This is a genomic window from Flavobacterium sp. AK-345 (genome assembly GCF_058310175.1).
On sequence record NZ_JBZEER010000016.1, the window covers coordinates 1 to 21,563 of the forward strand.

Genomic DNA, 21,563 nt, shown 5'->3' on the forward strand with positions numbered 1-21,563 from the left:
AAAATGAGTTGTAAATCTATTTTAGGATTAAGTATAAATATGTAAACTTTTTTCAGGACGAGACATCTTTGCGTTCACGAGCGGGACGCTCGCGCCAGCCTGAGGGGGTTAGATTAAAATGTTTAATGCGGGAATATCTTGTATTATTGCTTTGTAATCATGGTATGCAATGCTGTATTTTTGATATTTATTTTGAATGTTCTGTTAAATTATCCTCATTCACTTTTAAGTGAAAAAGTTATTATTGATAAGTGAAATTTGATCTCCTGATTGTTTGTTTGCCACCGTATGTGTTTGTTAATGTTTGTGTTAATACTGTTAGGTATCCATCCTTGTCATAATTATAATCAAAATCATATTTGTAATCATATTTTGCACCACCCTCAATTTCAGTTTTGATTTTCCATTCTTTTAAATGAAGCCAATTTATAAAATTGTCTCTAAAAATAGGTTCGCTCGAATAGATTCCTGCTTTGTTGTAGTCTACAGTAATCTCGAAGGTAGTTTTTGTGATTCTATCTTTAATATCCTTTATAATTCCATTATCAGTACGAGTAACTGTAATAAAGTCTTTTTGGTTATCTATTGTCTCCACAAAAATTTTATCGCCCACGTAATTATAGGTAGTTTTTGTTTCTGTTATGCCATAATGAGTTTCATAGTTATCGTTTGAATTATAGGTTAGTAGTAGTTGACTATATGGATAAACGCCTTCTTGTTTTATTAAACGTCCAATTTCGTCATAATCTAAATTTAGCATTTTCCCATATTGGCTTGATATTTTCATGATATATCCTTTGCTATTAATTTCAACGACTTCATTAGGATTAGTAGCATTAATTAATTCATCAGAGTTATTGTAATGAAATGTAGCGGCAGTAAAAAAGTCAGTGAAGTTACTTTTTTTATCTATAGAATTTAATCTTCCTTTAGAGTCGTATGAATAATTTATTTCAGAAATGTCATTTTTTACCTCATTTCCAAGAGCATCCTGACTTATAGTGGCAGCTATAAGTTTTGTAATGCTTTTTAAATTTTCTTTTTTTGGAAAAAGTTTTACAGCTGGTCTAAATAGTTCCTGATTGGGCAATCTAGGATCTGTAACTTCAGGTAATGTTGTTTCTGGTGTACTTGAATTTTCTTCATTCGAAGAGCAACTAATAGATAATGTTGTACTAACAAATAGAATTATGAAAGTAATTTTTTTCATTTTTGGTTTTAGACTTAAATTAATTTGATTTCTTGGAGATTTAACCTCTCATCTGTAATAATGTAAAATTCAATTATTTTTTTATTATTTAATTACGGGAACCCGTAAAAAGATAAACATTCCTAAAAAATATTCGTCTGAAGCTAAATCATTAGATGCTTCGTTCAAAAATTAAAGCGATTATTGAGTGGATCATTCAAAAATTTTCCAGCTATACCTTTCATCCATAATAATGTTTGGATTTTCGCTTATTTTCTCTAAAAAAAGATTAAAATTGTTATGACGACTTGTTATTCTATAGCCTATTTGTTTATCCGAATCCTTTATAATTATTTTCCAAACTCTTCTTTCATTGACCATAACTGAAGTTTTTCTAGCTTCAATAATACTTGAAAGTTTATATTGAATTACAGGATCTTTTCGTGTGATTTTATATAAGTTATTTTCGTCAAAATAAAATACGGAACGATTTAAGAAAAAGTTTTCTAAGCCGAAGAAAAGCAAGACAGGCGGTGCAGATATTCGTGTTAGAGCATAAAGGTCAAGATTAGTTCTATTCTTAAATTCAATTGCTCTTTTTTCTTCAAGATGATCGATGAATGATAGAATCTTTTTGTAATTGAACAATGCAATAATTAGTAATGATAAGAAAATAATAATGTTTATATCCATATTTAATTTTGAATTGGATTCGATCGTTTTTATGATATGCGAATCAAACATAAGAAAACTATTTAATTCTAAAAAGAAAGCCACAAATTACATCAAAATAAATCGGTGTAAACTGTGGCTTATATTTAAATAGAAATAAAACTAACCTAAAAAGCCCTTCAACTCATCATAAGTCTTAATCTTCACACTAACTTTCTCCTCATTCATAACACTCTCAATTTGTTCTGGAATAGGAAGTGTAATTCCCAAAGCAGGTTCAACAACATCAAGGAATTTAATAGGATGCGCCGTTTCTAAGAAAACACCAATTGCGTTATCGTGTTTTTGTAATTCTTTTTTTAAACCTAAATAGCCAACAGCGCCGTGTGGTTCTGCGATGTAACCGTCAGCTTTATAGATGTTTTTTAAAGCTTCAAGCGTTTCTTCATCGGTATAACTGTAGGATGAAAAATCTTTTTCGAAAGCTTTTAAATCATTGTTATATAATTCCTGAATTCTAATAAAGTTACTTGGGTTTCCAACGTCCATTGCGTTCGAAATTGTTGCTTTAGAAGGTTTTGGGTCGTATTTTCCATTTTCTAAAAATCTTGGTACGGTATCGTTTACGTTTGTAGAAGCAACGAAATGTTCAATTGGTAAACCTAATTTCTTTGCCATAATTCCGGCGCAGATATTTCCGAAATTTCCGCTTGGGCAAGAGAAAACCAACGGTTTGTTTTGGCTTTTCAACGCTTTGTAAGCAAAGAAAAAATAGAACATTTGTGGCAGCCAACGCGCAATATTTATAGAATTCGCCGAAGTCAGGTTTTTATGGGCTAGAGTTTCATCCAAAAACGCTTTTTTAACCATATCCTGGCAATCATCAAAAACGCCGTCAACTTCAAGTGCTTGAATATTTTGTCCTAAAGTCGTTAATTGCTTTTCCTGAATGTCACTCACTTTTCCTGACGGATATAAAATCACAACATCAACGCCGTCAACACCAAGGAATCCGCTGGCTACAGCGCCGCCCGTATCTCCCGAAGTAGCTACTAAAACGGTATTTTTACTGTCTTTTTTGTCTTTATTAAAATACGCCAGACAACGTGACATAAATCGCGCTCCAACGTCTTTAAAAGCCATTGTTGGCCCGTGAAATAATTCTAATGAATAAATACCTTTTTCAACTTCCACAACCGGAAAATCAAAAGATAAAGTCTCGGCAATAATTTCTCTTAAATAATCCTCCGGAATATCATCGCCTACAAATTGCTGAATCACATCATAAGCAATATTATGGTGCGTTAGATTTTCGATTACATTAAAAAATGCAGGATTTAATGGCGTAATATTTTTCGGAAAATACAATCCTTTATCGCTCGCTAATCCTTGTATAACAGCTTCTTTAAACGAAACTTCCGGGGCATTATGGTTTAAACTATAGTATTTCATTTTTTTTTGGCTTTAAGCTTTAAGCATTAGGCATTAGGCTTTTCCTAGTGCGTTCAGCTTATTGCTTTTTTAATTTTTTCTTATTTATATTTCCGCAATAGTTTTAAGCTTATTGCCTAAAGCCTATTGCTTACGGCGTTCAAAGAACACGAACTCCATCCGGATTAATCTTCGAAACGTGAATTTCATATGGTAAATTCATTTTTTCGTAAACATCGCTCATGGCTTTGGCGATTTGGTCGGCGGTATTTTTTCCTCTGCTTAAAGCAAAAATCGACGGACCAGAACCTGAAATTCCGGAACCTAAAGCGCCGTTTTCAAGAGCCGTTTGCTTGATTAAATCAAAACCCGGAATCAAAACGCTTCTTAAAGGTTCAACGATTTCGTCATGAAGCGAACGCCCAATCAAATCGTAATCTTTGGTGTATAATCCCGCAATTAATCCGCCCACATTTCCCCATTGCATAATCGCGCTTTTCAAGGAAACCGTTTGTTTCAATACCGAACGCGCATCAGATGTTTTCAACTCAATTTGAGGATGAACCACCGTGGCAAACAATTCTTCGGGACTATCAATTCTGATAATATCAAGCGGAGCATAGCTTCTTACCAAAGTAAATCCACCTAAAAGGGCAGGGGCAACGTTGTCGGCATGTGCGTTTCCACTGGCTAGTTTTTCGCCCTGCATCGCAAATTGCACCAAATCTTTACGAGAATACGGTTTTCCCAATAATTCATTAATTCCGAAAACTGCTCCGGCAGAACTTGCGGCGCTGCTTCCAATTCCGCTTCCGGCTTTGATATTTTTATAGATTTCGATTTCAAATCCAAAATCAATCGGATTAAAATGGCTTTCATAGGCTTCTAACATGGCCAAAGCGGCAACTCCGGAAACATTTTTCTCCGTTTCCATAGGCAAATCAGCACCTACAATTTTAGTAATACGAACGCCTTTTTGATCTGTTTTTCGAACAATCATTTCATCGCCCGCATTGTCTAAGCAAAGTCCAAGTACGTCAAATCCGCACGAAAGATTCGCGATTGTTGCCGGGCAAAATAGTTTTATTTCTTTCATTTCTGGTTGGTTTTGCCACGAAGGCACAAAGGCACAAAGTTTTTTTTTGCTTTTGTGTTTTTGCCACGAAGTCGCTAAGACACAAAGTTTTTTTATTTTAGTTTTTAAGACACAAAGCTTTTAGGTTTAGAAAATTAAAAACTTTGTGTCTTAGTGCCTTAGCGGCTAATTGTTTCCTATTCTAATAACGTCCGCAAAAATTCCTGATGCCGTAACTGCAGCTCCGGCTCCGGCGCCTTTTATCAATAAAGGCTGATCTACGTAACGATCTGTGTAGAAAAGTACGATATTGTCTTTTCCTTCCAGATTGTAAAACGGATGCTCTTTTGGGATGAATTGCAGGCCTACGCTTGCTTTTCCGTTTTCGAATTGTGCTACGTATTTTAATCTTGAATCTTTCACTAAAGCTTCTTTATAGATGTTTTCAAAATGTTCAGCATGTTTGGTTAACGAGGCAAAAAAGTCATCGTTGTTTGTTGTTGCCAGACATTCTGCAGGCAGGAACGATTCGTTTTCGATGGCGTCAATATCCATTTCGTAACCGCTTTCGCGAATTAAAATCAGGATTTTACGAGCCACGTCAATTCCGCTTAAGTCAATTTTTGGGTCCGGTTCTGTAAATCCCTGAACTCCGGCTTCTTTTACAACATCGTGAAAAGAATTTTTCTCATCAAAATTATTGAAAATGAAGTTTAAACTTCCCGATAAAACTGCCTGAATTTTATGGACTTTATCACCAGATGCAATTAAGTTTTTTACAGTATCTATAATTGGTAATCCCGCACCAACATTCGTTTCAAACAAAAACGGAGCGTTGTATTGACGAGATAAACTTTTTAGTTTTTTATAATTATCGTAAGAAGATGAACAAGCAATTTTATTACAAGTTACAACCGCAATACTTTGTTTTAAGAATTGCTCGTAAGTTTCAGAAACCGTTGCATTTGCTGTAATATCTACAAAAATACTATTGCGTAAATTCAATTCTTTGGCGCGTTCGATAAAAGCTTCCTTGTTGGCTGGTTCGCCTTTATCTAAATCGGCTTGCCAATCTTTTAGCGAAATTCCGTCTTCATCAAAAAGCATTTTTCTGGAGTTTGACAAAGCAATTACGCGAACATTTATCTTTAAATTATCTTTTAAAAATTTCTTTTGATTGTGAATCTGTTCGATGAATTTTTCACCCACATTTCCAACTCCCATCACAAATAAATTGAGCTGTTTTGTGTTTTCTTCAAAGAAGTTTTCGTGTAATGTATTCAACGCTTTTTTAACGTCTCTTTCGTTAATTACAGTCGAAATATTTCTTTCAGATGCACCTTGCGCAATAGCACGAATGTTTACGTTGTTTTTTCCTAAAGTACTAAACATTCTTCCGCTTAAACCCTGGTGATTTTTCATGTTTTCACCAACCAAAGCAATAATACAAAGATCTTTTTCGACAATGGCAGGATCAATTTTGTTTTGAAGAATTTCTACTTCAAAAGCTCTGTTGATTGCGGCTTCGGCATTTTCAGCATCAGAATTTAAAATTCCGATACAAATAGAATGCTCAGAAGATGCCTGAGTGATAAAAATTACGTTGATTTTTTCCTGAGATAATACTTCAAACAAACGTCTTGATGAACCTGCAACTCCAATCATTCCAGGACCTTCAAGTGTTACAAGCGAAATATGATCGATATGACTAATTCCTTTTACAACTGTATCTTTTGATGAAACATGACTGGAAATTAAAGTTCCCTCGGCTTCTGGCTCAAAAGTATTTTTGATTAAAATTGGAATGTTTTTTCTTAAAACAGGCTGAATCGTTGGCGGATACAACACTTTCGCACCAAAATGCGATAATTCCATTGCTTCCTGATACGAAATTGTAGCAATTGGCTGTGCTTGTTTTACGATTTTTGGGTTGGCAGTAAACATTCCGTTTACGTCAGTCCAGATTTCAAGTTGATCAGCATCAAGAGCTCCGGCGATAATGGCTGCTGTGTAATCAGAACCTCCACGACCAAGAGTTGTCGTAATTCCGTCTAGAGTTAAGGCAATAAAACCCGGTAAAATATTGATTTGTGATTCATTTTGACCGAAATATTCCTGAATCAGCTGATTTGATATTTCGAAATTTACAGCGGCTTTTCCAAAATCAGCATTTGTTTTGATGATTTCGCGGCTGTCTTTATAAACTACATCTTTATTAATTTGCTGATAAGCCTGTGCAATGATGTAAGACGAAAGCAATTCTCCAAAACTTAAAATGGTATCAGCTGTTCTTGGAGATAATTCGCCCAATAAAAAACAGCCGTCTAATAAAGTTTCTAAGTGATTAATGATTCTTTTTACGTGACTTAGCAAACTGCTTTGTTCACTTACCGGAATCAAATCTTTTAAAGTGTCAAGGTGTTTTTTTTCTATTTCAGCAACAATTTCCCTAAAACTTTCGTCATTAGCTGCGGCTTTTGCTGCTGCCAATTGCAATAAATCAGTGACTTTGCTTAAAGCAGAAACAATAACAACTAATTTATCATTTTTAGATTTTTGATTTATAATTTCGAGAACGAGTTTTATATTTTGAGCATTGGCAACCGAAGTTCCGCCAAATTTTAATACTTTCATTTTGATGATTTTTTTCTTTTTTGCAAATGTTTTTATGTATCCAATGCCTTTCTTCTTTCATGAAAAAAGTATAGATAACCAGGATTATATGTAAAAATGTATACCCCTAAGGGGTAGTTGTTGTAGTAGAAGTTGTTGTAGCAGCAATTGCAACTCTTGTTTGAGTTGTCATTGTAGATTGATATTTAATGCTGTTACTTTTCATTTTTGATTTTTCAAAAGTACAGCTTTTTATAAAAGTTAAAAATCTTTATTTCCTTTTTACGAATATTTTAATATTTCCAAAAGATCAATTTCAATATTGAGCATTTGTTAAGATTCGATCTTCAAAGTTGTCTTATTCGTATATTTAATGTGCTTTTGCCAATATAATTACCGGTAAGGAACTGATTTATTTGTTTTGAAAAGAAGAAAAACACATAATTTAGTCTATATGTTAAATAGGAATCTTTTTTTTTGAAATGTAAGTTTCACAATGCAAAATCAAGAAGAAGACCGTTTTAATACCAATTTTGATTATGAAATAGGTAAAAGGAATAAACTGAAATTGTTTAAATTTTAATTATTATGAACAAATGTTGCTTTTTAATATTGATTTGCTGAATTTTGATGCCTTAAAATAAATATTACCATGAGAGAAGTCCATTATATAAGTACCGAAACATTGACTTTAGAAAATTTACAAGAGATCATTGTAAACCAAAAGATGCTTGAATTATCTGAAGAAGCAAAAGTAAATGTTCAGAAATGCCGTGATTATTTAGATAAAAAAATGGCTTCACATTCAGAACCTATTTACGGAATCAATACTGGTTTTGGCTCACTTTATAGTGTAAAAATCTCAAATGAGAATTTATCAAAACTTCAGGAAAACTTAGTAAAATCGCACGCTTGCGGAACGGGAGAAGAAGTTCCTGCCGAGATTGTAAAAATGATGCTGTTTCTTAAAATTCAGTCTTTAAGCTACGGGCATTCAGGAATTCAGCTGCAAACAGTAAATCGTTTGGTTGATTTTTATAATAATGATATTCTACCAGTAATATATACACAAGGTTCACTTGGTGCATCTGGAGATTTAGCTCCTTTGGCACATTTATCTTTGCCATTATTAGGAGAAGGAGAAGTTTATTTTGAAGGTAAAAAAATGGCTTCTGCCGAAGTTTTGAAGCATTTTAACTGGGAACCAATTGTTTTACAGTCAAAAGAAGGTTTGGCCTTATTAAACGGAACTCAATTTATGAGTGCTTACGGAGCGCATATTTTGATTAAAGCATATAAATATTCGTATTTGGCAGATTTAATCGGAACCATTTCTTTAGAAGGTTTTGATGGAAGAATCGAGCCTTTCAATGAATTGATTCATTTTATTCGTCCGCATAAAGGACAAATTATTACAGCACAGCGTGTTAATGAGTTTTTAGAAGGAAGTGAAATTATTGCTCAGGAGAAAAAACACGTTCAGGACCCGTATTCTTTCCGTTGCATGCCACAGGTTCACGGCGCTTCAAAAGATGCGATTGATTATGTTCGAAAAGTATTCAAAACCGAAATTAATTCGGTAACCGATAATCCAAATATATTTATTGAAGCCGATCAAATTATCTCTGGAGGAAATTTCCACGGACAGCCGTTGGCTTTAGCCTTAGATTTTATGGCAATTGCTTTGGCAGAATTAGGAAGTATTTCTGAAAGAAGAACGTATCAGTTAATTTCGGGATTGCGTAATCTTCCGGCATTTTTGGTAGATAATCCGGGATTAAATTCAGGATTTATGATTCCGCAATATACCGCTGCAAGTATTGCAAGCCAAAATAAACAATTGGCTACACCATCAAGTGTTGATAGTATTGTTTCAAGCAACGGACAGGAAGATCACGTAAGCATGGGCGCAAACGGAGCTACAAAAGCGTTGCGTATTTTAGATAATTTAGAGCGTATTCTGGCTATCGAATTAATGAATGCTTCGCAGGCAATTGCTTACAGAGAGCCTTTAAAATCAAGTGATTTCATCGAAATGTTTTTGAGCAGTTACAGAGAAGTTGTGCCTTTGGTAAAAGAGGACAGAATCTTACATTATGACATTGAAAAGACGGTTTCGTTTTTGGATAGTTTCCAAATTGAAAACGATTTGTTAACAATGGCTTAACATTACCGAATAATATTGAAGTAATTTTGCACTATCAAAAATATAAAAATGTCAATAAACAGTATTTTCCAATTTTTAGTGCCGAAAGACAAGAAATTCTTTCCACTTTTTGAAGAGGCTTCAAGCAATTTAATTGAATTAGCTTCTAATTTACACGAAGCTGTAAATCTTCCATTGAAAGAAAGAGAAGTTCTTTTTCAAAAAATTGATGAGTTAGAGCAAAGAGGAGAAGACATTACACGTCAAACCAATCTTGAATTGAGCAGAAACTTCATTACTCCATTTGATAGAGAAGATATCCACACGCTTATTACTTCTATTGATAACGTTGCCGATTATTTGCACGGTGCGGCGAGCAGAATGAGATTGTATCAGGTTGATAAAATTACAAAATCAATCAGAAAAATGACTGAAATCAACCTTGAAGCTTGTCAAAACATCGACAGTGCTGTAAAAGAGTTGAGCAATTTGAAAAACATGAATATTATTAAGGAGGCTTGCGCCAGAATTAATAAATTGGAAAATAAATCAGATAACGTTTATAACAAAGCAGTTTTTGAAATTTTTGAGAACGAAACAGATGCTAAAAATATTATTAAATATAAAGAAGTGTTATCTGTTTTAGAATCAGCGACAGATAAATGTAAGAGTGTTGCAAACATATTGGAATCTATTTCTGTAAAACATTCTTAAATTCAATTTATTTCATTCTGAAGTTATAATTTATGACGCTACTTATAATTATTATAGTATTAGCCTTAATTTTTGATTACATCAACGGTTTTCATGATGCAGCAAATGCTATAGCAACCGTTGTTGCAACAAAAGTACTTACGCCTTTTCAGGCCGTACTTTGGGCAGCATTTTTTAACTTTTTAGCTTATTGGGTTTTCGGATTTGGTGTTGCAGATACTGTTGCCAAAACAGCGCACACTATGGAAATCAACCTTGTTGTAATTCTTGCCGGTGTAATTGCAGCTATTTGCTGGAATTTATTAACCTGGTGGTTAGGAATTCCTTCAAGTTCTTCACATACTTTAATTGGTGGTTTTGCAGGAGCAGCAGTTGCTCATGCGATCGCTGTACACGGTTTTTCAGGTTATATTGGCGAAGATGGAGCTACTCATTATTGGTATGAAATCGTAAGCTGGTATAAGGCCGGAAAAGATGGCGGAATGCCTTCGGGTGTTATTATCATTATTGCTTTTATTGTTTTAGCACCATTATTGGGAGCATTTGCTTCTTATTTAATTTCGATATGGTTATTAAATGCTTCTCGTAAAAGTATTTTTCCTAAGATATTTACTGTTGCTTTAATGATTGCTACAATTTGGGTTGTAAGCAGTTTAATGGTTCCATATTCAGAAATTGATAAACCTCGTTTTGACTCTCATTTTTGGAGTGTAGCTTTTGATCCGCACAATATTAAATGGTTTTTAGTTGCTTTTATTATCTTAACGGTAAGTGCTTTTTGTTTAATTTTCAGTAGTTTAAATCTACATCAGGCAGATGCTGCTTTGAAAAAAATGCAATTACTTTCTTCTGCTGCTTTTAGTTTAGGACACGGAGGAAATGATTCACAAAAAGTAATGGGTATTATTGCTGCTGCTGTAGCTGTTTATATCCATACGAATCCTGGAGTTCATATGGCTTCCTGGTTAGATGTTGTTTTACCAAATGATGATTTAGGTGTTAAAGGTGTAATGCCAGGCTGGATTCCGTTAGCATGTTATTCTGCAATTGCTGCAGGAACATTAAGCGGAGGATGGAAAATTGTAAAAACAATGGGTTCTAAAATCACAAAAGTAACTTCATTTGAAGGAGTTGCTGCTGAAACTGCCGGAGCTTTAACATTGTATTTTACAGAACACTTAAAAATACCAGTAAGTACAACCCACACAATTACAGGTTCTATCATCGGGGTTGGATTAACAAAACGTGTATCTGCCGTTCGTTGGGGGGTAACCGTAAGTTTAATTTGGGCTTGGATATTAACGATTCCTATTTCGGCTATTTTAGCTGGATTGGTTTACTTTGTTTTAAGTTTATTTATTTCGTAAACAGATTAATATAAAATGTGAGAGAGTAATCATCACATTTGTCAAAATATAGTAAGCCGCTTTCAATTCGAAAGCGGCTTTTTTTTGTTTGTTGAACATCTTTTTCAATACTTATAAAGTAATATATTTGATACAAATTCAAAATACATTTATGATAGATCAAAAAACTTCAGATCAAGTAGAGAGAATAAAAAAGAAGTTGGTTATAGCAAAAAATATAGATGAAGATTTAAAAGTATTTGCTGCCGATAGTCATGAATATGTTGTAGGTAAAATGGCAGATATTGCCGATATTTTGCAATTTGAAAGCGATTACGGTATTTCTCTTCCGGACTGTTACAAAACGTTTTTACTGCATATTGGGAATGGCGGAATATCTTATCAGGATTCTGCTGCCGGTCCTGGTTATGGCATATTTCCTCTAGGGAAAAATGTCGAGGAATTCATTTGTGCCAATCCGGAAAAATATTTAAAAGAAGACTGTAAGTTAAATCCCGAAATGAGCGATGAATTCTGGAAAGATTTGACGAAAAATATAGATGAAAATGAAAATCTGTCTAACGAGGATTTTGATGCTGAATCAGGGAAATTATATTCGGGAATTTTGCCTATTGGAACTCAAGGCTGTACTTATTATTATGGACTTGTTTTAAATGGAGAATTTAAAGGCAGAATTGTGAATGTTGATTTAGATCATCAAAAGCCATTTTTTGTTTTTGAATCCAATTTTCTGGATTGGTACGAACGCTGGCTTGATGAAATTGCTTCTGAAAATGAAACAGAAACAGAGTTGTTTAATTATACATTAGGCGGTGTTGTATCGCATATTTTAAATGTTTATACTGCAACGGATGATGAAGAGATAAAATTAGAATGTTTATATGGAATCTTAAAAAAGAAAAAAATAGATTCGGGCGAATTCGATTTTCTGGAAGAACAGTATAAATCGGGTAGTGGTAAAATTAAAAAACTACTGCTTCAGGTACTTGTTAAGTTTAATTATAATCGAGCTTATCCTTATTTGGTAGATTTTGCCAAAGAGGATATTCTATCGGTTTTTCAATTTGTATTTTGGTATGCAAAAGATAAAAGTGCTGATTGGAAAGAATTTATCAAAAATAATATTGACAGAATAAACGATGAAGAAACCTTTACATTCTGTACTTATTTACTAAAAGAAATGAAATTCGATTACGGAGCTGTAATTGTTCCATTTGTATATAACGAAAATGAAGAAATAAAAAAGGCTGCTTATTATTCGCTTGGGCAATTAGAAAATAAAAGCGACTATGTCGATACTTTTATAGTAGGCTTACAAGATAGCTCAAATAGGGTTATTCATGCGGCGCTGCAAGCTGTAAATGGAATAAATGATAAAAAACTTTTACATCATTATAAAATGATTGCTGAGAAATTCCCGAAAGAGCAGGATTATATTTTATCCAATTTAAATCAAAATCTTAAGTTATTCGGATTCTCAACTACAACTATAAAGACCATTAATATTGATTTAACCAATGAAAAGAAATGGTTTGAGTTTTGGAAATAAAAAAGTTGGTTTAAAGATTAAATTCCAAACAAAAAATTCCAAATTCCAACGCTTTGTGTATTCACGTTGCCTTGGAATTTGGAATTTTTTGTTTGGAATTTTATTTTAAATTTTGGAATTTTTAAAATAGTGGTATCTTAAAAGGATCATTAAAATAAGAACTTAAAACACATTGCAAAACGTTGTTATTATCATAATCTTTTCCGTTGGAACAAAATGCTATTGATAGTTTTTCTTTTGGCAAATAAGCTAAAACAGATTTAAACCTGTCAACTCCGCCAGTATGACCGTATATTTTTTTATCATGATAAGGAAATTCGAACATTCCCATACCAAATTTGTCTTTTATAGTTTTCATTTCATTTAGATGTTCTGCAGAAATGATCTTACCTGCAAACAGACTTTCAATAAAAAGATTCAGATCAGTTGGGGTAGAAACAATTCCTCCGGCTCCTTGCGGAATAGACATATCGGTTTCGGTACTTTTTTGCCATTTTCCGGAATAGGTATAAGAATTACATTCTTTGTTGTCTGTGTTTATTTTCCCTCCAAAATAGGTGTTTTTAAGTTTTAAGGGTTTGGTTATCTTTTGAGCTAAAATTTCAGAATACGATTTTTTGTAAATATCTTCAAGAATAAAAGTTAGCAATACATAATTAGAATTACTGTATTCTCCTTTTGTATCGGGTTCAAAAGTAATTTCACCGGAAGCAATTCTTTCTATCATTTTTTCTCTTGACTGATATTGCGTATTCCAATCAAAGTAGCTGTCATCATTAGTAAAATCATGTATGCCGCTTCGATGATTCAATAGATTTGAAATAGTGATTTTGCCGGCGTTTTTTATTGTTGGAAAGTATCGGTTAATCGTTTGGTTTAAATTGATTTTTTTCTCTTCGACAGCTTTAAAAATCAATGAAGCGGTAAATATTTTCGAAATGGAACCAATTCTGTATTTAGTGTTTAGATCTGATTTTTTTGAAGTTTCAACATTGTCATAACCAATAGAGTTTGAATAAATAAGTTTTCCATTTTCTGAAATGGCAATGCTTCCCATATATTTATTGTTTTTATCTAAAAGTTGAAATAAACTGTCTAGTCTTTTAGTATTTAGATTTTGGGAAAATCCGTTAGTAAAAATAAAAGCAAATAGAATCGGGAATAATAATTTCTTCATTAGATGGTTAGTTAGTTTGGAATTTGGTTCCGAAGCTTCGGGATAAAATATTGGAATTTTAATAAATGTTATTTTCTAAAATTCTTATGATTGTGCTTTCTTTTATAATGCGTTTGTTTCAGATTCTTTTTGTCTTCAGAAATTACACTGATTGTACCGTCAATTTCGAGCATACAAAGCTTTACATCGGTATAATGTTCTAAACCATGCTCACGCATCGCTTCTTTCAATTCGTCGTGTGAAATGTCTAATTTGCTTAAAGCTTTAAAATCAAGTTTCCCGTCATGAATCAGGATTTCGGGTTTATCCAGAAGTAAATCGTTGAGCACTTTGTATTTGTGCGTAAGTTTTTTTATAACAAAGTTGATTACAAACAAAACCAAAGCCGCAACCAAACCTCCCCAAAGACTTGTATCGGGTCCCACCATGGCATTTTGAACAGAGTTGCTAATCAGTAAAATCAGAATAATATCAGCCGTATTTAATTGTGAAAGTTCTTTTTTACCGAAAATTCTAAGTGCAATTGTCATGAAAAAATAAACAGCGGCGCTTCTAAGAATAATGTCTAAATAGGGGAAAACCATATTTTTTATTTAAAGTTAATAAAAAAGCTTTGTCAAAGTTTTAAACTTTGACAAAGCTGCTAAATTAATTATGTGTTGTTAAGTTTAAATGAACTTATATCAATTTAAAATTCTTCTCAATCGCTTTAATCATTTCTCCGGCAATGTCTTTATTTGTTGCACCTTCAATTCCTTCCAAACCTGGAGAAGAGTTTACTTCGAGTAATAACGGGCCTTTTGAAGAACGAATAATGTCTACACCTGCAACCTTTAAATCCATTGCTTTTGCGGCTTTAATCGCAATCTTTTTCTCTTCGGCAGTTACTTTTATAACAGATGCTGTTCCGCCCAAGTGAATATTGGCTCTAAATTCGCCCGGCATTGCTTCACGCTGAATTGCGGCAACAACTTTTCCGTCAATTACAAAACAACGAATGTCTTTTCCGTTGGCTTCTTTGATGAATTCCTGAACTAAAATGTTTGCATTTAAGCTTTTAAAAGCGTTGATAACACTTTCTGCCGCTTTTTTGGTTTCTGCCAAAACGACTCCTTTTCCTTGTGTTCCTTCTAGTAATTTTACGATTAAAGGTGAACCTCCAACCATTTTGATCAGGTTGTCAGTATCCAAAGGAGAATTGGCAAAACCGGTTGTCGGGATATCAATTCCGCTATTCAAAAGCAATTGCAGTGAATATAATTTATCACGTGATTGTGTTATGGCTGTAGCCGAATTTAAAACGAAAACCTTCAAAGCTTCAAACTGACGTGTTAAGGCACAACCGTAAAAAGTAATACTTGGTCGAATTCTCGGAATAATAGCGTCAAATTGATTTAATATTTTTCCGCCACGATAATGAATTTCAGGAGTTTTAGCATCCAGTTTCATGTAACATTCTTTGATATTCAAAAAATGCATTTCATGACCGCGCATTTCGCCGGCTTCCATAATTCTTTTATTGCTGTATAATTCAGGATTACTGGCCAAAAGTCCAATTCGTAAACCAGAACTTGCTTTTTCAGAATTTTGGTATAATTCTTTTAATGCTTCGGTTGTGGGTTGCCCCAGCATATATTTGTCTTCGGGATCAACCAATACACGTCCGCTCATGGCTTCACGGCCTAAAAGCATACGAAAACCCATTGAGTCACGATTGGTCAATGTCATTTCGATTGGCCATTTTGCATCGCCAATTTTTAAGTTCGTTTGAATAACATAACGATGTTCTCTAAACCCGCTTGAACTTTTTACAATTCGTTTATCAACCAGTGGAGCTTCACAATGAATAATGGTTTTAATATTATTCTGAATTGGGTTAATGTCAAATTTTACCCAATTGGCATCATTTTTTATAAAAGGAGCTATGTTTATGGCGTGCATTGCCGAAGTTTTTGCGCCTGAATCGACGCGAGCCTTGATTGTAGGGATTCCTAGTTCTGGAAATGAGCACCATTCTTCGCTACCTAAAATGACTTTATTTTGAAGCATACGTTATTATTTGTTATAAAATTTAATATTCAAAAGTAGCTATTTGCTTTTAATAAATATACGATTTTATCCAAAGAAAAAACCCGTTATGTTATAAAAACGTAACGGGTTTGTTATTTCTGTTATAAAATTTATCGATTTACAGATTTGTTGGCTCTTCGGCTTTGTGTACTTCTACAGAAAGCTCTTGAGAATCATCTTTTAAATCCATTAAGATTTCATCACCTGAATGTATTTTTGAGGTAATAATTTCTTCTGCTAACAAATCTTCAACATATTTCTGAATCGCTCTTTTTAGAGGTCTTGCACCAAATTGTCTGTCAAAACCTTTTTCAGCGATAAATGCTTTTGCCTTATCAGTAAGACTTAATTTATACCCTAATTCAGCAATACGATTGTACAGTTTTGTAAGTTCGATTTCGATAATCAAATCAATATCATGTTTTTCTAATGCGTTGAACACGATTACGTCATCAATTCTGTTTAAGAATTCAGGAGCGAAAGTTTTTTTCAATGCATTTTCGATAATGCTTTTTGAGTTTTCATCGGCCTGAGCCACTTTTGCAGCAGTTCCGAATCCTACACCTTGTCCAAAATCTTTTAACTGACGTGCTCCAACGTTAGATGTCATAATAATGATAGTGTTTTTAAAGTCGATTTTGCGACCTAAACTATCAGTCAAATATCCGTCATCAAGCACCTGAAGCATCATATTAAACACATCCGGATGTGCTTTTTCGATCTCGTCTAAAAGCACAACGCAATATGGTTTTCTACGAACTTTTTCAGTCAATTGTCCACCTTCTTCATAACCTACGTATCCCGGAGGCGCTCCAACTAAACGAGAGATCGCAAATTTTTCCATGTATTCGCTCATGTCGATACGAACTAATGCATCTTCAGAATCGAATAATTCTTTTGCTAAAACTTTAGCCAATTGTGTTTTACCAACCCCGGTCTGACCTAAGAAAATAAACGAACCAATTGGTTTGTTAGGATCTTTAAGTCCGGCTCTGTTACGTTGAATAGAACGTGCAATTTTCAAGACAGCTTCATTTTGACCAATTACTTTATTCTGAATCAATTCAGGTAATTTGGCTAATTTATTGCTTTCTGTTTGTGCAATTCTGTTTACAGGAATTCCGGTCATCATAGAAACAACATCGGCTACATTATCTTCTGTAACTTCAATTCTGTTGTTTTTAGAATCTTCTTCCCATTGTTCTTGCGCAACGGCTAAATCTTTTTCGATACGTTTTTCATCATCACGAAGTTTGGCAGCTTCTTCATATTTTTGTTTTTTAACTACCATATTTTTGTTTTCACGCACTTCTTCTAACTGACGCTCTAAATCTAAAATTTGTTTAGGAACATCAATATTAGTAATGTGTACACGAGAACCTGCTTCGTCAAGAGCATCAATAGCTTTGTCCGGTAAAAAACGCTCAGACATATATCTGTTGGTTAATTTAACACAAGCTTCGATCGCTTCCTGCGTATAAGTTACGTTATGGTGATCTTCGTATTTGTCTTTTACATTGTTCAAAATCGCGATTGTTTCTTCAACAGAAGTTGGTTCTACAATTACTTTTTGAAAACGTCTTTCAAGAGCACCGTCTTTTTCAATATATTGTCTGTACTCATCAAGCGTTGTTGCACCAATACATTGAATTTCGCCTCTTGCTAATGCAGGTTTAAACATGTTTGAAGCATCAAGAGAACCTGTTGCTCCGCCAGCACCTACAATAGTGTGAATTTCATCAATAAAAAGAATGATGTCGTCATTTTTTTCAAGTTCGTTCATCACGGCTTTCATTCTTTCTTCAAACTGCCCGCGGTATTTTGTTCCGGCTACTAAACTTGCCAGATCAAGCGTTACTACACGTTTATGAAAAAGAATACGTGATACTTTTTTCTGAATGATACGCAATGCTAATCCTTCAGCAATAGCAGATTTACCAACTCCTGGTTCACCAATAAGAAGTGGGTTGTTCTTTTTTCTACGGCTTAAAATTTGCGATACACGCTCAATTTCTTTTTCGCGTCCTACAACAGGATCTAGTTTACCTTCTTCAGCCATTTCTGTTAAATCTCTCCCAAAATTATCTAAAACCGGAGTCTTAGATTTTTTGTTTGACTTATTGGCTGGATTATTAAAACTACTTTCCTTAAGACTGTCATCTTGTCCTGAATCGTCATTGTATGATTCGTTTCTAGGCAAGTTTTCTAAGAATTCTTCTTCGTTTGGAGTCATATTTAAATATTGTTCTTTAGCTATGTCATAATCTATTTTTAGTTTATTCAACAGCTTGGTTGTTGGATCGTTTTCGTTTCGTAAGATACATAAAAGCAGGTGCGCCGTGCTAATTGACGAGCTCTGAAATACTTTGGCTTCAAGGAAAGTTGTCTTCAGTGCCCTTTCCGCTTGACGGGTAAGATGAAGATTTTTCTTTTCAGCATTTACTTCAACGCTTTGATTGGCCGGACTCAGTATTTCTACCTTTCTGCGCAAATGATCTAAATCGACTGCAAGGTTATTAAGTATATGAATGGCTTTACCGTTTCCATCCCTCAAAATGCCTAGCATTAGATGTTCAGTACCAATAAAGTCGTGACCCAAACGTAAGGCCTCTTCTTTACTGTAGGTAATAACATCTTTTACTCTTGGTGAAAAATTATCATCCATAATATATAATTGTAATTGTAAATTTAGTGAATTAGTCTTTGAAAAACAAAAACCATACCCTTCCGAATCTCCTGTCAGCTAATAGACAAAAAAAATAACAATAAAAGCGTTAAAAAACGCTTAATTTATTAACTAAAAAGTAAAATAAAGTTGTTAATAAATCATTGAAATAAGTGTAAGTAAATAGCTGAAAAAATTTCAAAAAACCGTATCTTGGCACGCTTTGAAACTAATATAATTATTAAACATAACAACTTATGTCTGAAGGAGAAAAGTTAATTCCTATTAACATAGAAGATGAAATGAAATCAGCTTACATCGATTATTCGATGTCAGTAATCGTATCAAGAGCACTTCCGGATGTTAGAGATGGCTTGAAACCAGTGCATCGAAGAGTTCTTTACGGAATGTATGACTTAGGAGTAACATCAAGATCTGCCCACAAAAAATCTGCGAGAATTGTAGGGGAGGTTCTGGGTAAGTATCACCCGCACGGAGATACATCTGTTTATGATGCGATGGTACGTATGGCTCAGGAATGGAGTTTACGATATTTATTAGTTGATGGTCAGGGTAACTTTGGTTCTGTGGATGGAGACAGTCCGGCAGCAATGCGTTATACTGAGGCGAGAATGCGTAAAATATCTGAAGATATTATGGCAGATATCGAAAAAGAAACAGTTGATTTTCAATTGAACTTTGACGATACTTTATATGAGCCTAAAGTAATGCCAACCAGAGTTCCTACTTTATTAATTAATGGAGCAACAGGAATCGCGGTAGGTATGGCAACCAATATGCCGCCACACAACTTAACTGAAGTTATCAATGGTACTTTAGCTTACCTTGATAATAATGATATTGAAATAGATGAATTAATGACCTATATTAAAGCTCCGGATTTTCCAACCGGTGGTATAATATATGGTTACGAAGGTGTTCGTGAAGCATTTAAAACAGGTAGAGGTCGTATTGTAATGCGCGCCAAAGTTGGTTTTGAAGAAGTTGACGGAAGAGAATGTATCATCGTTACCGAGATTCCATATCAGGTAAACAAAGCCGAAATGATCAAACGTACGGCTGATTTGGTTAACGATAAAAAAATTGAAGGTATTGCCAATATTCGTGACGAATCTGACAGAAACGGTATGCGTATCGTTTATATCCTGAAACGTGATGCTACGCCAAACGTAGTTTTGAATACCTTATATAAGTTTACATCATTACAATCCTCTTTTAGTGTAAATAATATTGCACTTGTAAAAGGACGCCCACAAATGTTGAATCTAAAAGATATGATTCACTATTTTATTGAGCACCGTCATGATGTTGTTGTTCGAAGAACTCGTTTTGAATTGCGTAAAGCAGAAGAAAGAGCACATATTTTAGAAGGATTAATTATTGCTTCTGATAATATTGATGAAGTAATTGCAATAATCAGAGGTTCTAAAAATACAGAAGAGGCTCGTGAGAAATTAATCGAAAGATTCAATTTGTCAGATATTCAGGCTCGTGCTATTGTTGAGATGCGTTTGCGTCAGTTAACAGGTCTTGAGCAAGATAAATTAAGAGCTGAGTTTGAAGAATTAATGAAATTAATTGAGCACTTAAAAGCTTTATTAGCAGACGTTAATTTAAGAACTAATTTAATTAAAGAAGAACTTGAAGAAATTCGTGAGAAATACGGAGATGAGCGTCGTTCTCAAATTGAATATTCTGGTGGAGATGTAAGTATCGAAGATTTAATTGCTGATGAAAATGTAGTAATTACAATTTCTCATGCAGGTTATATCAAACGTACCAACTTAACAGAATATAAAACTCAAAACAGAGGAGGAGTTGGACAAAAAAGTGCAGGAACAAGAGATCAGGATTTCCTTGAGCATATGTTCGTTGCGACCAACCACCAATATATGATGTTCTTTACCCAAAAAGGAAAATGTTTCTGGATGCGTGTTTACGAAATTCCAGAGGGAAGTAAAACTGCAAAAGGTAGAGCAATTCAAAACCTTGTAAACATTGAAAGTGATGATAAAGTAAAAGCTTTCATTTGTACACAAGACTTAAAAGACAAAGATTATATCAACAGTCATAATCTTGTAATGGTTACCAAACAAGGTCAGGTTAAGAAAACTTCTTTAGAGAAATATTCTAAGCCAAGAGTAAATGGTGTTGCTGCTATTACTATTAAGGAAGGCGACGAATTAATGGGTGCACAATTAACAGATGGAGAAAGCCAAATTATCCTGGCAGTTAAATCTGGTAAATTAGTTCGTTTTGAAGAAACTAAAACACGTCCGATGGGAAGAACAGCTTCAGGAGTTCGTGGAATTAGCTTAAAAGATGAAACTGATGAAGTAATTGGTATGGTTACTGTTGGTAAAAATGATGTAAACGATTCGCAAATTTTAGTTGTAACTGAAAACGGATACGGAAAACGTACCAAGTTGGTTGATGAAGATGGAGAAGATGTTTACAGAATTACAAACCGTGGTGGAAAAGGTGTGAAAACACTTAACATTACAGAAAAAACAGGAAAACTGATTTCTATCAACGCCGTAACTGATGCTGATGACTTAATGATTATCAACAAATCAGGATTGACAATTAGAATGGCTATTGAAGATTTACGTGTAATGGGTCGTGCAACGCAAGGGGTTCGATTAATTAACTTAAAAGGTAAAGATTCTATTGCAGCCGTAACAAAAGTCATGAAAGATGATGTTGAAGAAGTTGTTGTTGATGAAGACGGAAACGTAGTTGGGCCAGTTATAGAAAGAATTAAGCCAGACTTAGAAGTTCTTGAAGACGATGGTACAGTTGAAGACGATGACGACGATACTGATGAACCAGTAGAAGACGAAGATGACTCTGAAGAAGAATCGGAAGAGTAAA

At 34.0% G+C, this 21,563-nt stretch carries 14 protein-coding genes; 5 read left to right on the forward strand and 9 right to left on the reverse strand.

Features of this window, described 5'->3' with window-relative positions; translation table 11 throughout:
- Nucleotides 1-241: 241 nt before the first annotated feature.
- From AC4FQ3_RS20665 to thrA, 5 genes are all read right to left on the reverse strand, one after another.
- Complete coding sequence (locus tag AC4FQ3_RS20665) at nucleotides 242-1,210, reverse strand: hypothetical protein (protein WP_491183121.1); 969 nt, start codon at nucleotides 1,208-1,210, stop codon at nucleotides 242-244.
- 192 nt (nucleotides 1,211-1,402) lie between these two features.
- Entirely contained in the window at nucleotides 1,403-1,882 is a 480-nt protein-coding gene (locus AC4FQ3_RS20670; RefSeq protein WP_491183122.1) for a hypothetical protein, read from the reverse strand.
- Nucleotides 1,883-2,023: 141 nt separating this feature from the next.
- Complete coding sequence (gene thrC, locus AC4FQ3_RS20675; protein WP_491183123.1) at nucleotides 2,024-3,313, reverse strand: threonine synthase; 1,290 nt, start codon at nucleotides 3,311-3,313, stop codon at nucleotides 2,024-2,026.
- Between the two features lie 139 nt (nucleotides 3,314-3,452).
- The gene (locus AC4FQ3_RS20680; RefSeq protein WP_491183124.1) at nucleotides 3,453-4,388 is read right to left on the reverse strand and encodes a homoserine kinase; all 936 of its coding nucleotides are present in this window, start codon (nucleotides 4,386-4,388) and stop codon (nucleotides 3,453-3,455) included.
- 165 nt (nucleotides 4,389-4,553) lie between these two features.
- The gene (thrA, locus tag AC4FQ3_RS20685; protein ID WP_491183125.1) at nucleotides 4,554-7,001 is read right to left on the reverse strand and encodes a bifunctional aspartate kinase/homoserine dehydrogenase I; all 2,448 of its coding nucleotides are present in this window, start codon (nucleotides 6,999-7,001) and stop codon (nucleotides 4,554-4,556) included.
- Between the two features lie 631 nt (nucleotides 7,002-7,632).
- Here thrA and hutH point away from each other — a divergent pair.
- The 4 genes from hutH to AC4FQ3_RS20705 all read left to right on the forward strand — a co-directional run bounded on the left by hutH (nucleotide 7,633) and on the right by AC4FQ3_RS20705 (nucleotide 12,756).
- Nucleotides 7,633-9,147, forward strand: a complete 1,515-nt coding sequence (hutH, locus tag AC4FQ3_RS20690; RefSeq protein ID WP_042564244.1) for a histidine ammonia-lyase — start codon at nucleotides 7,633-7,635, stop codon at nucleotides 9,145-9,147.
- 48 nt (nucleotides 9,148-9,195) lie between these two features.
- Nucleotides 9,196-9,840: a DUF47 domain-containing protein gene (locus AC4FQ3_RS20695; RefSeq protein WP_042564245.1), complete on the forward strand. Its 645-nt coding sequence runs from the start codon at nucleotides 9,196-9,198 to the stop codon at nucleotides 9,838-9,840.
- Nucleotides 9,841-9,872: 32 nt separating this feature from the next.
- Nucleotides 9,873-11,207: an inorganic phosphate transporter gene (locus AC4FQ3_RS20700; RefSeq protein WP_073393638.1), complete on the forward strand. Its 1,335-nt coding sequence runs from the start codon at nucleotides 9,873-9,875 to the stop codon at nucleotides 11,205-11,207.
- Nucleotides 11,208-11,358: 151 nt separating this feature from the next.
- On the forward strand, nucleotides 11,359-12,756 hold the full coding sequence (locus AC4FQ3_RS20705; protein WP_491183126.1) for an SMI1/KNR4 family protein: 1,398 nt from the start codon (nucleotides 11,359-11,361) through the stop codon (nucleotides 12,754-12,756).
- 121 nt (nucleotides 12,757-12,877) lie between these two features.
- Here the strand turns inward: AC4FQ3_RS20705 and AC4FQ3_RS20710 are convergent, their stop codons facing one another.
- From AC4FQ3_RS20710 to AC4FQ3_RS20725, 4 genes are all read right to left on the reverse strand, one after another.
- Nucleotides 12,878-13,933, reverse strand: coding sequence for a serine hydrolase domain-containing protein (locus AC4FQ3_RS20710; protein ID WP_491183127.1), 1,056 nt, complete (start codon nucleotides 13,931-13,933; stop codon nucleotides 12,878-12,880).
- Between the two features lie 68 nt (nucleotides 13,934-14,001).
- A complete protein-coding gene (locus tag AC4FQ3_RS20715; RefSeq protein WP_463461574.1) occupies nucleotides 14,002-14,517 on the reverse strand; it encodes a DUF421 domain-containing protein in 516 nt (171 codons plus the stop codon).
- Nucleotides 14,518-14,611: 94 nt separating this feature from the next.
- Entirely contained in the window at nucleotides 14,612-15,982 is a 1,371-nt protein-coding gene (gene rimK, locus AC4FQ3_RS20720; protein WP_042564249.1) for a 30S ribosomal protein S6--L-glutamate ligase, read from the reverse strand.
- A gap of 139 nt (nucleotides 15,983-16,121) precedes the next feature.
- Nucleotides 16,122-18,668 (reverse strand): ATP-dependent Clp protease ATP-binding subunit, encoded by a 2,547-nt coding sequence (locus AC4FQ3_RS20725; protein ID WP_073393641.1) that lies wholly within the window; start codon nucleotides 18,666-18,668, stop codon nucleotides 16,122-16,124.
- Nucleotides 18,669-18,925: 257 nt separating this feature from the next.
- Here AC4FQ3_RS20725 and gyrA point away from each other — a divergent pair, with 257 nt between their 5' ends.
- Complete coding sequence (gene gyrA / locus AC4FQ3_RS20730) at nucleotides 18,926-21,562, forward strand: DNA gyrase subunit A (RefSeq protein ID WP_491183128.1); 2,637 nt, start codon at nucleotides 18,926-18,928, stop codon at nucleotides 21,560-21,562.
- Nucleotide 21,563 lies beyond the last annotated feature (1 nt).